General features: G+C 63.6%; 10 protein-coding genes. 5 read left to right on the forward strand and 5 right to left on the reverse strand.

Annotation, left to right across the window (positions count from 1 at the left end; translation table 11 throughout):
• Positions 1-97 precede the first annotated feature (97 nt).
• On the forward strand, positions 98-1,372 hold the full coding sequence (locus HK28_RS03075; RefSeq protein ID WP_233140313.1) for a cytochrome-c peroxidase: 1,275 nt from the start codon (positions 98-100) through the stop codon (positions 1,370-1,372).
• A gap of 7 nt (positions 1,373-1,379) precedes the next feature.
• On the opposite strand, the gene HK28_RS03080 is transcribed toward HK28_RS03075, so the two are convergent.
• Positions 1,380-2,723 (reverse strand): sugar porter family MFS transporter, encoded by a 1,344-nt coding sequence (locus tag HK28_RS03080; protein WP_086643152.1) that lies wholly within the window; start codon positions 2,721-2,723, stop codon positions 1,380-1,382.
• Between the two features lie 558 nt (positions 2,724-3,281).
• A complete protein-coding gene (locus HK28_RS03085; RefSeq protein ID WP_086643153.1) occupies positions 3,282-5,261 on the reverse strand; it encodes a S9 family peptidase in 1,980 nt (659 codons plus the stop codon).
• A 387-nt stretch (positions 5,262-5,648) separates the two neighbouring features.
• Here HK28_RS03085 and HK28_RS03090 point away from each other — a divergent pair, with 387 nt between their 5' ends.
• The 4 genes from HK28_RS03090 to leuB all read left to right on the forward strand — a co-directional run bounded on the left by HK28_RS03090 (position 5,649) and on the right by leuB (position 9,814).
• On the forward strand, positions 5,649-6,224 hold the full coding sequence (locus HK28_RS03090; protein WP_086643154.1) for a DedA family protein: 576 nt from the start codon (positions 5,649-5,651) through the stop codon (positions 6,222-6,224).
• A 60-nt stretch (positions 6,225-6,284) separates the two neighbouring features.
• A complete protein-coding gene (locus HK28_RS03095; RefSeq protein WP_086643155.1) occupies positions 6,285-7,217 on the forward strand; it encodes an SDR family oxidoreductase in 933 nt (310 codons plus the stop codon).
• A 100-nt stretch (positions 7,218-7,317) separates the two neighbouring features.
• Complete coding sequence (locus HK28_RS03100; protein ID WP_086643156.1) at positions 7,318-8,484, forward strand: mechanosensitive ion channel family protein; 1,167 nt, start codon at positions 7,318-7,320, stop codon at positions 8,482-8,484.
• A 226-nt stretch (positions 8,485-8,710) separates the two neighbouring features.
• Positions 8,711-9,814, forward strand: coding sequence for a 3-isopropylmalate dehydrogenase (gene leuB / locus HK28_RS03105; protein WP_086643157.1), 1,104 nt, complete (start codon positions 8,711-8,713; stop codon positions 9,812-9,814).
• 42 nt (positions 9,815-9,856) lie between these two features.
• On the opposite strand, the gene HK28_RS03110 is transcribed toward leuB, so the two are convergent.
• The 3 genes from HK28_RS03110 to HK28_RS03120 all read right to left on the reverse strand — a co-directional run bounded on the left by HK28_RS03110 (position 9,857) and on the right by HK28_RS03120 (position 15,266).
• Positions 9,857-12,136: an FUSC family protein gene (locus tag HK28_RS03110; protein ID WP_086643158.1), complete on the reverse strand. Its 2,280-nt coding sequence runs from the start codon at positions 12,134-12,136 to the stop codon at positions 9,857-9,859.
• A gap of 220 nt (positions 12,137-12,356) precedes the next feature.
• Complete coding sequence (locus HK28_RS03115; RefSeq protein ID WP_086643159.1) at positions 12,357-12,881, reverse strand: adenine phosphoribosyltransferase; 525 nt, start codon at positions 12,879-12,881, stop codon at positions 12,357-12,359.
• A gap of 147 nt (positions 12,882-13,028) precedes the next feature.
• Positions 13,029-15,266, reverse strand: coding sequence for an ATP-binding protein (locus HK28_RS03120; protein WP_086643160.1), 2,238 nt, complete (start codon positions 15,264-15,266; stop codon positions 13,029-13,031).
• Positions 15,267-15,377 lie beyond the last annotated feature (111 nt).

Genomic DNA, 15,377 nt, shown 5'->3' on the forward strand with positions numbered 1-15,377 from the left:
GTCGATGGGTGCAAAGGCAATGTATCGGAAGCGAAAACTGCGGCCAACCACTCCGCCGCCCAAACAACACGCGCCAGCAAAGCCCGCTCTGTCACACGTGACGGTCGCAGGCGCGGCTACACGCATCACTCTGGTCCACCACATTACGGCAGGACTTATTCTGGCCGGACTCGCAACGCCCATCATCCGCAGCGCGTCTGCTGCCGCTTTGTCCCGTGAAGACGCCTTCAGGCGCGTAGAAACGCTCTCGAATTTGGGCGCGCGTTTGTTTCGAGACCCCCGCCTTTCAGCCTCCGGTCGCCAGTCCTGCGCCTCCTGCCATGATCCAGCCCACGGTTTCGCGCCGCCGGACGCACGCGCCGTCGAGCCCGGTGGCGACGCGATGACCCGGTTCAGCTTTCGCGCCCCGCCGTCCCTGACCTATCTCGCCGCCGTTCCACGCTTCACCGAGCATGCCTTCGACTCTGAAGACGAGGCCGACGAGAGCATCGACAACGGACCGACTGGCGGCCTGACCTGGGACGGGCGCGTCGATACGGGAGCGGCTCAGTCGCTTATCCCGCTGCTTTCCCCTGACGAAATGGCGAACCAAACGCCGCAGGACGCTGAGGCGCGTCTGGTCGGCGCCGGTTACGGCCCCGAACTGGACGCACTCCGGCTGCCGATCCGGTCGGGCGCGTTGCAATCGCGCCTTTCCGTCGCGCAGGACGCGTTTGAGGCGTACGAACAGGACTGGAAGACGTTTTATCCGTTCAACAGCAAATATGATCTCTATCTGGCCGGAAAGGCGCGGCTGTCTCCTGCGGAGACGCGCGGCCTCGCCGCGTTCGAAGACCCGGCCAAGGGCAATTGCGCGTCCTGCCACATCAGCGAACCTCGCAAAGATGGCGCGCCGCCGCTGTTTTCCGATTTTGGCATGATCGCGCTCGCTGTTCCCAGGAACCGCGCCATACCGGCGAACCGCGACCCGCAGTTCCATGATCTCGGACTCTGCGGTCCCCTGCGGAAAGATTTCCTCGACCGCTCCGAATACTGCGGCCTTTTCCGTACGCCGTCCCTGCGTAACGTCGCTCTGCGATCGAGCTTTTTTCACAACGGCGTCATGCATAACCTGCGCGACGCAATCGCGTTTTACGCGACGCGGGACACCGATCCCGCGCACTGGTACCCGCATGGACCACGCGGCATACGACCCTATGACGACCTGCCCCGTCGTTATTGGATCAACATCAACGACGATCCACCGTTCGGCGGCAAACCGGGAGACGCCCCACATCTGACCGATGCGGATGTCGACGACATCGCAGCCTTTCTGCGCACCCTGACCGATAATTGGAAACCAGACGACCAAACCGACAGAAGCGCCCGCTGAGCAGCTTTCAGGCTTCCGTGAACCGATGCTCCCTCAGGCTTGCCTCGATCTCTTCAAGCGAGCGTCCCCGCGTCTCCGGCACGCAGAAATACACGAACACGGCGGCAGCGGCGTTGACCCCGGCGAACAGCCAGAACGTGCCGGACGGCCCCATGAACTGGATCAGCGACAACGTCACCAGCGAGACTATGAGATCGGCGCCCCAATGACTGGCGGCGACAAGGCTCATGCCCTTGCTGCGAACCGACAGCGGATACACCTCGGCGCCTATTAGCCAGATTGCGACCGACAGGCTGCCCGCGTTGAAAATCGCATAGGCGACCAGCGCGCCGACAGCGACCCACGGGTTGGCGCCCTGCGTCGCGCCCATCATGAAGACAAACCCAAGCACGACGAGCGACAACGCCGCGAACGGAAGGAACACAAGCATCAGCTTGCGCCGTCCCCATGAATCAACGGCCCAGCTTCCGAAAACAGTCGCGACGACCATCGCGAACCCTATGGGGATCGAGGCGAGCAGCGCCGACCCTTCGCCGAACCCGACGCCGGAGAAAATCGTCGGCGCATAATACAACACGGCATTGATCCCGGTCAGCTGGCAGAGAAGGGCCACGCCGACGGACGCCACGATCGCAGGCCGCAGCCAAGGCTTGGCCAACTCTTTCCAGCCAGCTTCTGCATCATGCGCGTTTATGATCTCCGTCAGCTCACGCTCGGCCTCATCATTGGTGGATCGAACCTGCCGCAACACGGCGCGCGCCGCAGGAAAGTCGCCACGAAGCGCCGACCAGCGCGGGCTGTTGGGCAGGAACAGCATACCGACCAGAAGCACAACAGCCGGAATGGCGCCGAGCCCGAACATCAGCCGCCACGAATGATCGCGCAGAAAATACCCGGCGACGAACGACACGGTGATGCCCGTGACCACCGCCATCTGAAACAGGACGACCAGCCGCCCACGCCGGTTGGCTGGAACAATCTCGGCGATGTAGACAGGCACGATCTGAGACGACGCGCCAACCGCCAGACCAAGCACGAAACGCGACAAGGTCAGGACCGTCGTGTCCGGCGCAGCAGCGGCGCCGATGGTTCCGGCAAGAAAGATCGCCGCCGCCAGCATGATCGTCCGACGCCGACCAAACCGGTCCGAAAAAGGCGCGGCGCCGACGCACCCGACCAAAGCGCCGGCGACAATCGCCGCGGTCACAATTTGTTGTCCGGGCACGGACAGGGAAAAGACGTGGGTAATCTGCAACAACGCTGCGGAAATGATCCCGGTGTCATAACCGAAAAGAAGACCGCCGGTAGCCGCGACGACGGCGATCACTCCGACGAGAAGACTGTCATTCATCCGTCCAGAATCCGATCTTTTCTAAACGCAACGCCGTGCGTTCGCTATTATTGATCGTAACGAAAACATGCCGATGCTTCGCTACAACGAAACGCCCTTTCCGCATCGAAACAAAACTTCCACTGCAGATTCTCTTTGATGGAAGCGGGAAAGGAAAAGAAAAATCTCCCTACGAGAGAGTTGCCGCAGCCTTACCGCGCCCGCCCTGGGCGCGGAGCCCTAAGCACCCGCCTCATGCGGTGGGCGCCCTTGCGTCACCACAGTGCTGACTTTTCGAGGAAAAAGGAACGAAAAGAATTCCCCGGGCCCCATCCAGCGCTAATGACAGGACACTGCTCCAATGGGCGAAGCGCCGGATTCTTTGAATACGAATACCCAAAACTCCCCCTCCACAGCCCAGCGGTCCCCTTGCCAGAGCGGCGCCCTACTCAGACGAAGACCTCCAGCCGGATGATGACATCCGCAAGGCCTACGTATGAAACCCTTTCCTGTTGAAGAAAAACGGGCGGACATACGGTAAGGATACGCGATCCTGACCCGGCGCGCAGGAATGCCCCTCTAGAGCGCGACCCTGTCCTCAGCGGCAAGCGCAAGCCCCGAAGGCTCGAAACCGAAAACCCTCCCGTAAAAATCCAGCTCGATCTGAAAGACTCTAGCGATCGTAACCTCGTCTCTAAAGCCGTGCCCCTCTCCCGGAAACTCGTAGAGGGCGCACGGTGCGCCCCCAGCACGCAACGCTTCAACCATCGCACGCGCCTGTCCCGGAGGCACCACCCTGTCCTCCAGCCCCTGAAGAAGAAGAACCGGCGCGCGAATGTGATCAGCCATGAACAGAGGCGAACGCGCACGATACACCGCCTCCGCCTCCGGCCACGGCCCGACAAGCCCGTCGAGATAACGCGCCTCGAACTTGTGCGTTTCCTGCGCCAGCGCCCGCAGGTCAGTCACACCATAAAGGCTGACGCCCGCAGCGAAGACGTCGAACACCGCCAACGCCGCCAGAACAGTCAGCCCTCCGGCGCTGGAGCCCCGGATCGCGATCCGCTCCGGATCGACCACGCCACTTCCCGCAACATGTCGGGCCGCCGCCACACAATCCGCGACATCCCGGACGCCCCACTCCAGATCGAGCCGCTTGCGGTACGTCCGCCCGAACCCCGTCGAGCCGCTATAATTGACATCAAGCACCGCGAACCCTCGGCTGGTCCACCACTGAATCTTGAAGGAGAACGCCTCGCTCGCCCGCGCCGTGGGACCGCCATGCGCCGTGACGATCATCGGCGGCCGCTCGCCCTTGGGCGCCGTACAACGCGCATTGGTCGGGGAATAGAACAGTGCGTGCCCCTCGACGCCGTCCGGCAACGGAAAACGAATCTCCTCCGCCACGGCAATGTCATCCGCTGCGAACGGCAACGTCGTCGCAGCCCGCAGCACGCGCGGCAACTCGCCTTCGCGCCCGACAACGATCGCCGCCGGACGATCGGAGGGCGCGTCCAGCCAAGCAAAAACGGGCGACGACCTGTCGGCGACGAGGACCGGGCATTGTTCCGGAGCGCCAAGATCCATTTCACGCGCCGTCGCGTCGCCTTCCGCCCCCGGGGAAAGCAGAAGCGTACGCGCCCGGCCGTTACGAACGCTGAGCGCGACAACGCGGCCATCTGGCAAAATAGAAAAACTCTGTTGTCCGAACACCCAGTGCGGCTGCCCGATTTCCTCCGCCGCAGCGTAGAAAACGCGTCTCTCTCCAGTCGCGGCATCAAAACGGTGCAAGTTCCACCAGCCGTCACGATCAGTCGCCGCGAGCAGCGCCCGGTCGTCCAGCCAGCGTGGCTCGACGACGGATTCTGCGCCGCCAGACAATGTCCGCATTTTTTCGAGCCGCAACGTTCCGTCTGCACGCACGACCTGCGCCACCCGAAGCCGTGTCTCATCCCACGGCATGGATGGGTGGCTCCACTCGACCCACGCCAGATAGCGGCCATCGGGCGAAAACCGGGGCGACGTGTAGAAATCCGCGCCACGCGCGATCACCGTTCCGCCATCGACAACAGCGTTCGGCGACGCGGGCAGGAGAGTCAGCGTGTTCTCCGCTTCGCCCTCAACACTGTGATCCTCTCGCACCGCGACAATCCAGTCGCCACACGGGTCGACCGCGAAATCTGCATAACGCAGTCCATCGTCGGCTGCGACAAGCACGGGATCCGACGTCGTTCCGCCCTCGCCCAAACTCAGCACGTAGACGCCGCCGTCGCCACGATGGCTGAGAACCGCCTGACGCCCGGCGACGCTATATGCGCCGCCGCCGTATTCGTGGACGCGCGTGGCGACGTCGAAGCCGGACGAGGTCAGATCCTGAGGAGCCTCGCCCTCGCGCCAGCCTACGAGCGTCGTTCGCCCGCCATTGGCCGGTCGCCGCTCCAGCCAGAACACAGCGCCCGCGCTAACGGTCACGGAAGAGAGAGTCACGGTTTTGCCCGCAGCCAGCGCCGCCGTCACCGGGGACGGCCACGCGCCGCAAGGCGTCGGGTGTTTCGGCATCGGGCCTCCTTCATTCCGGCAGGTCGTGCGTCGCCCACCGGATTCCTCCTATGGTTGGCCATGGGGAGTGGTTCCTGCAAGCCGCCCGGTCCCGGAGGCCCAGACGTCGTCCCCAAAGCCGATAACCCGCAAGCTGGCCAGATCATTCGATCAGGCCGCCGCACTTTATCCGCCGCGCCACGCACCGATCGTCTGGATCTTCTTCCTCATTCCAAGCGTTTGGCTCGCCACCTCCGGCTCCACAGAAAGGCTGCCCGGACTTGACACGGGTGAGCGCAGAAGGTTCCTCAGGCGCTTTGCTCGACCAGCACGGGGCGCCTGACGCTGTTACATTTTCTGGATTCGCTCTTCTCCCAATACGGCTACGGCGTGATAGGCGTCGTCGTCATGCTGGAGAGCATGGGCCTGCCGCTGCCAGCCGAGAGCCTGATCATCACCGCCGCGCTCTACTGCGCGACGACACACAAGCTCGACATCTACTGGGTCGCCGGGGCTGCGGTGATCGGCGCCATCATGGGCGACAATTTCGGCTTTCTCATCGGCAAGGCCCTCGGCTTCAGAATGCTGCGCCGTTACGGCGGAAAGGTGGGTCTGACGCCTGAGCGTCTGCTGGTCGGACGTTATATCTTCCGACGGCACGGCGGCGTGGTCGTTTTCTTTGGCCGCTTCATCGCCGTGCTGCGCGTTTTCGTCGCGCTGCTCGCAGGGGCGAACCATATGCCCTGGCATACGTTCCTGTTCTACAACGCCCTAGGCGGCATCCTGTGGGCCGGCGGCTATTCGCTCTGCACCTATTATCTCGGGCACGAAGTGCTTCAATTGTCTGGCCCGATCGCTTATGGCGCCGCAGCGCTTGCGATCGCCGGGATCGCCGGAGGGTTCCTCTTTCTGAAGAAGAATGAGCATCGGCTGATTGCAGAAGCGCAGGAGGCGGCCGAGAAGGACGCCAGCCTGAAACACTGACAAGACCGTCCGGCGACGGATAACGGGGGCGCCGACGGCGTCAGACGACGAGGTGCAGCGATGATGCAACCCGAGATGACACGCCTTGACGGCAAGCTGGCTCTGGTGACCGGCGCCAACAGCGGCCTCGGCTTCGAGGTCGCATGCGGCCTCGCTGCTCTGGGCGCTCGCGTGGTCCTCGCCGCACGCAATCCGACACGTAACGAGGAAGCGCTGGCTCGCCTGAAAGCCCGTATCCCCCACGCGCAGGCAGAGACGGCTTTCCTTGACCTCGCCTCGCTTGACGACGTGGCGGCCTTCGCCAGCGCTTTCGCCGGGAAAGAGGCCGCGCTCGACATCCTCGTCAACAACGCGGGCGTCATGGCTCCACCTATGCGGCAGGAAACCGCTGACGGCTTCGAGCTGCAACTCGGCGTCAACCATCTGGGGCACTTCGCGCTGACCGCACGTCTGATGCCGCTTCTGCGCGCCGCGCCGGGCGGCGCCACGGTCGTCCCGGTCGCGAGCCTCGCCGCATGGCGCGGACGCATCCAGTTCGACGACCTGCAATCCCGCTATCCCTACAGCGCCTTCACCGCATACCGCCAGAGCAAGCTGGCGAACCTCCTGTTCGCGACAGAACTCGCGCGCAAGGCCCATGCAAACGGATTGCCCCTGCACGTACGGGCGGCGCATCCCGGATGGTCACGCACCAGCATCGGCCTCAACGGCCCTTCGCTCGGCGCCACAGCGTTGCGAGCAAAACTGTCGGAGCGAGTGATCTCGCTCGCGTTCGGTGCGTTAGGTCAATCGGCGGAGGACGGCGCCCGCCCCATCATCTATGCTGCGGCATCGCCAAAAGCAGAAGACGGATTGTATTACGGCCCCACCGACCGGGGCGAACGGCGCGGACCGCCTGGCCTCGCGATTATCCCGCCTTCGGCGCGTGGCACGGCGACCGCTCGTCGCCTGTGGGACGTATCCGAGCGATTGACAGGCGTAACGTTCGCCTGATGAAAACCCGCAGCCGAATGCGGGACAGACGCCAGGCCGATTTTTCGGGCGTCGCAGCACACCACTGCCTGTTGAGGCCCCCTTCAAGGAGAGCGATTGCGTGAGGCATGACTACATCTCGGCGCTTACAGATCTTCGCCGCATGTTCGACTGGCTTCCTCCCGTTTTCGCCTCCCTCCTCATCCTCTTTGGCCTCGGCGGCCTCTCCGCACTGGCCTGCGGCATCGTCGCCAACCGCATCCTCGCCCGCCTGAAGGGCCAGCGCCGGGGCGCGTTCATCCACGCGTTCGCCAGCGGGCTGCGCCACCCGATCCAACTTGTCATAGCATCTACAGTGATGCTCTCGGCGCTACCGGCGCTGGATTTTTCCACGGTCATGCTCGAGCGACTGGCGCATCTGCTCGGGGTCGTGCTGGTGATCTCGCTCGGCCTTGGCCTTGGTCTCGGCGCGCGCATCACCGCCTCGGCCTACACCACACGCTGGAGCGCCTCGGGCGACGACCGGGAAGAAGATATTCAGGGGCGCAAGCATCTGACGCAGGTCCGCCTGATGCAGCGTATGGCGGAAATCGTCATCGGCGTACTGACCGTCGGCGCGGCGCTGATGACTTTCGAGCCGGTGCGCCAATACGGATTGAGCCTGCTGGCCTCGGCCGGGGCGGCCTCGATCATCGTCGGTCTCGCCGCCCGTTCCGTGCTCTCCAACCTGATCGCCGGCGTACAGATCGCGGTGACGCAGCCCATTCGCATGGGCGACATGATCTCCTTCAACGGAGACTGGACATGGGTGGAAGAAATCAACGCCACGTATGTCGTGTTGCGCGCCTGGGACAAGCGCCGCAGAATCGTCCCGCTTTCCTACTTCCTGGATAATCCGTTCGAGAACTGGACCTACAACTCCGCCGAACTGGTCGGCGCGGTTTATCTCTATCTCGACTTCGTCGCCCCAATGGACCGCATCCGCGCCCGGCTTGCTGAAATCGTGCGGACATGCCCCGAATGGAACGGCAAGGACTTCAGCGTGCAGGTCGCCGACGCGACGGACCGTACGATCATGATCCGCATCACGGCGGGCGCGCGCACCGCCGTAAGAAGCTGGGATCTCCGCTGCGCGCTGCGCGAGGGGATCGTCTCGTGGATCCGGGAAAACTGCCCTGAAGCCTTCCCTCAGACCCGCTTTCTGCCTGGCGGCGACGCGTCGGGAGGGCTGCCGCCCGACGCGGACCCGTTCCTGCCGACCAGCCGGACCCCGCCACCGCCGCCCTGATTTTTGCGCCGCACACTCTGCGCGCGGCGGTCTACCGCCGCTGCGCATTGAAACTTGGGGTGAGCGCTGGTAAGCACGCGGACTTCAAACCGTCTGTTCGCGCGGGCCGGAGACGCCATGTTTCCGGGCGAAAAGATGCGCTTCCAGAAAGAACGAAATGTGCGCGCCGACCGACGTCGGACGTGGACCGCGACCCCGAGCGGGACAGCCAAGGCCGGAGAAGATCATGAGCACCAAGAAACTGCTGATTCTGCCCGGCGACGGCATCGGTCCCGAAGTCATGCGCGAAGTCGCGCGCGTTACGGCATGGCTGAGCCGCAAACGCAACATTGCCTTCGAGATCGACGAGGACCTCGTCGGCGGAGCGTCTCTCGCCGAATACGGCGTGCCGATCCGTGACGAGGTCGTCGAAAAAGCTCGCGCCGCCGACGCCGTGCTGTTCGGCTCCGTTGGCGATCCGGCGTGGTCTCACGTCGGTTTCGACAAGCGTCCGGAAGTGGCGATCCTGAAGCTCCGTCAGGAACTGGGCCTTTTCGCCAACCTGCGCCCCGCCAAGGTCTTCGACGCACTCGTTGACGCCAGCACGCTGAAGTCCGACGTCATCAAGGGGCTCGACATCATGATCGTCCGCGAGACCGTGGGCGGCATCTATTTCGGCGAACCGCGCGGGATCGAGACCCTGCCCAACGGCGAAAAGCGCGGGATCAACACCGAGGTCTATACGACCAGCGAGATCGAGCGCGTCGCGCGCGTGGCTTTCGATCTGGCTCGCAAGCGCAACAACTCGGTCTGCTCGGTCGAGAAGTGCAACGTCATGGAAAGCGGCCTGCTGTGGAAAGAGGTCGTGACCGATCTCCACGCCCGCGAATATTCCGACGTGAAGCTTTCGCACATGCTGGCCGACAACTGCGCCATGCAACTGGTCCGCAACCCGGCCCAGTTCGACGTGATCGTCACCGGCAACCTGTTCGGCGACCTGCTGTCCGATCTCGCCTCCATGTTGACCGGCAGCCTCGGCATGCTCCCCTCGGCGACGCTCGGCGCTGTGCAGGAAGACGGCCGCCGCCCGGCGCTTTACGAACCGATCCACGGCAGCGCGCCCGACATCGCCGGGCAGGGCATTGCGAACCCGATCGCACAGATCCTGTCGTTCGCAATGCTGCTGCGCTATTCGTTCGATCTGCAGGCCGAAGCCGACATGATCGAGGCGGCGGTCGCGGCCGTCCTCGCCACAGGCCTGCGCACTGCGGACATCATGAGCCCCGGCCTCGCACGCGTCGGCACCGACGTTATGGGCGAGGCCATCGTCCGCGAACTCGACAAGATGTGATCCTTGCGCCCGCCGACGCGACAGGCGTCCGGCGGGCGATCGTCACCGATACACCGGGTCGAGATACGGACTGGACGCGTCAAAGAAAGATCGACTGGTCTGCAATTCCGCCGAAATAACCCGTAGGCTGGCCAGGGCGCGCAGGATTTCGACGCGTTGTGTCATGCTCGCCTCGTGCTGCTCCCGGCGAACAAGCAGCGCAACCGCCAGATCAGTGGCCCGCGCCGTTCTTCCATACTGCCCGCCATACCGCCCGCTGAAACGCGCCATCCGCGCCAATGTCTGACGCAATGCGCGCTGCACGTCCGGCGGCGTCATCCCGCGCGCCAAAATCGCGCGCAGGTTGATGATCGCCATGCCGACCGTCATTCCGGACAGAACTCCGCCGAGATAGGCGTCGACCACCGGTCCCCGTTCGCCCCCTGAAGTGTTGAGCAGCTTCAGCATCCGCTCCACCGTCAGACCGATCAGATCAGCCCGGGTCATCGGCAGGCGACGACTGGCCAGACGTCGTAGAGTGCCCAGAATGCGACGCCGCATATCCCAACGCACCCCGTCCGGATCCAGCGGCAGGAACACCCGATACATCCAGGTGCAGAACGCCATCGCCAGAACCAGCGGAACAGCGGTGTTGAAAAAACTAATTTCATCGAGACGCCCGCCATTCAGCGGACCGACAAGAATGGTGAGAAAGAGGTTGTAGGCGACGGCGCCAAGGACCATCGCGGGATTGGCGAAGGCCAGCCCTCCAATCATCATCGGCAAAGCCAGTCCTGCGGCGAGAAGTTCATACGTCGTGACGGCAGGGACGACATAGAACGCAACAACCATCGCCACGACGGACACGCAGAGCGCTCCGTGAAGAAAGGCGCGGGTCGCCATCGCAGGCGTCTCCAGAGTCGAGAACAGACTGGAGACGATGCCCACGAACATCAGAAACGTCAGCCCGTCCGGCCACGCCGTGGCCACCCAGATCATGCCTGCGATGAACACGCTGACCGAAGCACGCATACTGTTGCCGATCGCGACGCGCCAATCCCGCCAGGTGCGCATGGCGTAATGAAACGCGTCATGAGATTGCGGATTGCGGCTCAGGTCGAACTGGGTCAGCGCATAATTGAGCTCATCGCACATCTGACCAAGCGTATGCAGCGCCTGCCCCTGCCTCGTGATCGAAATTTCCCGCCCGACGTCAACCGGAGGACTGGTGACGATCTTCATCTCTGATTCAAGACAGGTCGCGGCCTCGATACGGATCGCGGCGCGCAAGGTCGCAAGATCCGCCATGACCGCCGCAAAACCGTCAGCCGCGTGCAGACGTTCCGCGAGCGGCTCAAGAAAATCGCAAGTCTGCGCCGAAAGTCGCTTCCATACCTCCCCATAGGAAGCGGGGTCGGCAAGCAGAGCCTGAAGGTCCAGCCCCCGGGCGAAAAGAGCCGTCACGGCCGCCATCGCAGCCCGTGCATGGTCGCCTTCGTGGCCACGGCGCCCGCCGAGTTCAACTTCGGCGAACTCGACCTGATCGCCCATCGAAGCAAGCGTCGCCAAAAGGTCTGCGGATGAACGTAACGCCGCCTCTTCGCCCGACAACATGCGCCTCAGCAGGCCGGTCGTGCGCCCGATCGCCGTGATGAAATTGTCCGCCAGCCGCGACCGCGCGCGATCCTGCAGGCGATACTGGAACAGGGATGACACAACCGTTTCGATGACTACGCCCAGCGTTATGTACGTAAGGCGCGCCATGGCGACATCGAAAATCCGCTCAGGAGCGGCAATGCCGTCAAGCGAGATAATCACACAGGTGAAGCCGCTCGCCCGCATTCCGTGAATACGGTAATTGGTCATCGTCGGCGGACCGGGAAGCAGCGTTCCCACAAAGCAGAAACCGCCTACGCACGCGGCAAGCAACAGAATGAAAAGCGCTGGCTGCTGCGGGCACGCGGCGACCAGCGCCACCCCGGCTATTCCGCCGACGATCATACCGAACAGATGCCATCGCGCCTTGGCGATCGACTTGCCGCGCGTACCCTGTGCAATCATCCAGACAGTCAGCGCGGCCCATTGCGGGCTACCCAGCTCCCACCAGAGAGCTATACCGAGCGCCAGAAGGGAAGCGAGCGTGGTTCTCAGCGCATAGCCGAAAGCCATCACGTCCGGAGCGATCAGCCATCGCACCCGGTTGAAAACGCCCTCGCCGGAAAGAACGGCGAGGACACGGCGGCCGCACGAAGCAGCCCCCTGTCCGCCAAGTCGCGAAACAGCATCCCACGCCTCCGCCACAAGGCGGTGCAATCCGGCGGCTCTGCCTGCACGAAACGTCATGGTTTCCGGTTAGAACAGAACGCGCCGACAAACCTCGGATGACCGCGAATAACTGTCTTCCCGGTCCGGCATGGCGCGCACTCCCCGTCTCTCGCTTCTTTCGAAAATCCGTGGATTACCGCCATAAAAAATCACATGACCGACTGCGCACCCGATTGAACGATTTCAAACGCGCGGCGGCCATGCGCTTCAGGGAGCGTCGCTGATCGAGGAAAGAAAACTACTCTTCGTAGGAAAGCAGTGAGTGGACCGGCACGTCCAGCTTGTTTCGCCCGCCCAGCGCCGTCAGTTCAATCAACACCGACGCGCCGATAACGTCAGCCCCGGCCTTGCGAAGCAACGCGACCGAAGCCGCCAGCGTTCCACCCGTCGCAAGAAGATCGTCTGTCACGACCACACGCTGACCGGGCTTTATTGCGTCCGCCTGAATATGCAGACTATCCGTGCCGTACTCGAGATCGTAGCTGAGCGAAATCGTGTCGCCGGGCAGCTTTCCCGGCTTGCGCAGCATGACAATGCCGCAGCCCAGACGCGTCGCAAGCGGAGCCGCGGTCAGAAAACCACGGGATTCAATGGCCGCCAGTTGATCCGGCTGCCACGGACCTACGGCGCGCGCCATACGCGCCGTCGCAAGCTGCCAGGCGTCGGCGTTCCGCAGCAACGTCGAAATGTCGTAGAACAGGATGCCGGGCTTCGGAAAATCCGGAATGCCGCGAATATACTGTTTGAGATCGATGTCCTGCATTGTGTCCCCGCCCGCGTAGGAATACCAGCCGCATCGGCGCCGAAATTCATCTATCTATTTGATAGAGTTGTATTTTTTTCGGGAAACACCGCCTGCCGCCAAACCGGGCGGGACACTAACTTGCCCGGCGCCGCCCTGCAAGGCTCGTCAAACCGGAATAGAGTCGCCCATCGCAGACGCCACAACCTTCAAAAATCCGTCACGCCGGAACGGTTTGGGCAGCAGCCGCGCATCCGACGGAGCGGCCGCAGGTCGCGGCGCGTCAGCGGTGAAATCGCCGGACATGCAGACGACGCCCAACTCCGGGTAACGCTCTTTCAGCACCCGCGCGAGCGAGAAACCGTCAAGCGGCCCGGGAAGCTGTACGTCCGTCACCAGCAGATCGATGCCGTCTCCAGCTTCAGCCAGCGCATCAAACGCCGACTCTCCATCCGCCGCCTCCCGCACCCGGTACCCGGCCAGACCCAGGATCGTAGCCACGATGTCGCGGATGGCGGGATCGTCCTCGACGACAAGCGCCCGCCTGCTCTTTCGCTCGGAAGAAGGCGCCGCCAGAACCGGGGCGGAAATGAACTCCGCTTTCGCGCGCGGCAACCAGACTGTGACTTGGGCGCCCCGCTGCGGCGCGGAGGAAACCACGACGCGCCCCCCAGACTGGTGCGCGAAGCTGACGACCATGGCCATGCCGAGGCCGGTTCCGGCGCCGTCCTCCTTGGTGGTGAAGAACGGCTCAAACAGTTGATGCAGAATCTCCGGCCCCATGCCGCAGCCGCTATCGGCGACGTCGATCCGTATCCACGACCCTGCCGGAAGCGGCGTCTTTTCCGACGACACGCGTAACCCGCGCTCTTCCTCGACTGGCAGACTCAACAGATCAACGCCCGCCGGAAAGGTCACGTTCGCGGCCCGAATTGCGAGTGTCCCGCCCTTCGGCATCGCGTCGCGCGCGTTGATCGCAAGATTGAGAAGCGCGCTTTCAAGCTGTGCGGCATTCACATGTACGGGCCAGACAGTCGTCGCCTCGCCGCAATCCACGATGATGCGTGGACCGATCACGCGGGCCAGAAGGCCGCTGACGTGAAGAAATATATCAGCCAGCGCCACCATGTCCGACGCGGGTTTGTCGCGTCGCATGAAGGACAGAAGCTGACCAGTCAGCGCCTCCGACCGGCGCGCTGCGTGAACTGCGGAGTCCAGACAGCGTCGGCCACGTTCGCCATCGCCGACCTCGCCAGCCTCCCCGGCAAGCTCCAGATTGCCTAGAATGACGGTCAGCAGGTTTTTAAAATCATGCGCGATCCCTGCAGTAAGCTGCCCGACGGCCCGCAGCTTCTGCGCCTCGCCCAGAGCACGCTCGCTCCGCAGGCGCAGGGTGATGTCGTTTGCGGTCAGCACGAAACCGCGCCTGTCCTCCGAACCCGACGCACCATCGGGCGCGAAAAACACCGTGCGGCACAGCTCGAGATCTGCGCCGTTAACGCCCTTGCATTCCACCATCACCGGCGGGGCGAGCTCGCCCCGGCGAAGCGCTCGTTCAACATGCGCGAACGGCTCAAGCAGCGGCGTTCCCCCGACAATCAGAGCCGAGCTGAGATCGTCGTACCGCAAACCCGGCCGCAGGACGCCGTCTTCCAAACCCAGTATGGCGCCCAGCCGATCGTTCCAGTGCCGGAGCTGACCGTCCGTGCCGAAGACGGCGACGCCAATCGTCAGGCTGTCCAGTACCGCGCGCATCTGCGCCGCCAGATTGCGGCTGCTCGCCTCCGCCCTCGCGGCCGCAAGCGACGTGCGATCAAGAATCCAGCCAGCGGTGATCATGATCAGGACGCCGATGACAATACCGAGCGCGTCCAGGCGCTTCTGCCAGCCGGTGTTCCGCAACATGTCGGCCAGTCGTCCCGCACGCTCCATGGTGTCCGCATGGCTCAACTGTGACAAAGCGCCGTCAAGTGAGACCAGAGTGGCGTCGGCGTCAGGCGCGCCCAGCGTGTGGGCCGCATCCGGTTTCCAGGCTGCGACACGGTCCAGCGCCTGACGGAGCTGCTCGATGCTGCGGTCATGTTCGGGATCGAGGCGACGCTGCGTCGCCGCGAAGTCGGAGAAGTCGGCGCGGGCAGCCGAGAGCTTGCCCACCGCGTCTGCAAAACACGCGGCGTCGGTGGGGGAATGCTCGGCCAGCCATGCGAAATGGCAAATCCGCGCGTCGCTTACCTGCCGATTAAGGGTGCGAAGATACTGGTCGGAACCCGCGCTCTGGCGATCAAGCTGGCCATGTCGCGCCATCTCGTTGCCGAGCTGCATGGCCAATGTTCCGAACGTCACGATCAACAGCGCGGCGCCAAGGAGAGCAAGCATATGTGCTCGCTTTGCCGGATGACGCGCCATCGCTCCTCCCATGGGGTAATTCGCGGCAAGATACGGCTCTCATCCGCACCGAACGTCAAGCCCAACCTGCACGCCCGACTGTGTTTTGACGCGAGATCGCCCACAGGAAAA

Origin of the sequence: Acetobacter sp. DsW_063, assembly GCF_002153745.1 — a bacterium.
GTDB lineage: Bacteria > Pseudomonadota > Alphaproteobacteria > Acetobacterales > Acetobacteraceae > Acetobacter.

Bases quoted from the DNA above. Each gene is read 5' to 3' on its own strand.
- HK28_RS03120 (WP_086643160.1), bottom strand. From the start codon at position 15,266: ATGGCGCGTCATCCGGCAAAGCGAGCACATATGCTTGCTCTCCTTGGC.
- HK28_RS03080 (WP_086643152.1), bottom strand. From the start codon at position 2,723: ATGAATGACAGTCTTCTCGTCGGAGTGATCGCCGTCGTCGCGGCTACC.
- HK28_RS03090 (WP_086643154.1), top strand. From the start codon at position 5,649: ATGCTGGAGAGCATGGGCCTGCCGCTGCCAGCCGAGAGCCTGATCATC.
- HK28_RS03085 (WP_086643153.1), bottom strand. From the start codon at position 5,261: ATGCCGAAACACCCGACGCCTTGCGGCGCGTGGCCGTCCCCGGTGACG.
- HK28_RS03115 (WP_086643159.1), bottom strand. From the start codon at position 12,881: ATGCAGGACATCGATCTCAAACAGTATATTCGCGGCATTCCGGATTTT.
- leuB (WP_086643157.1), top strand. From the start codon at position 8,711: ATGAGCACCAAGAAACTGCTGATTCTGCCCGGCGACGGCATCGGTCCC.
- HK28_RS03110 (WP_086643158.1), bottom strand. From the start codon at position 12,136: ATGACGTTTCGTGCAGGCAGAGCCGCCGGATTGCACCGCCTTGTGGCG.
- HK28_RS03095 (WP_086643155.1), top strand. From the start codon at position 6,285: ATGATGCAACCCGAGATGACACGCCTTGACGGCAAGCTGGCTCTGGTG.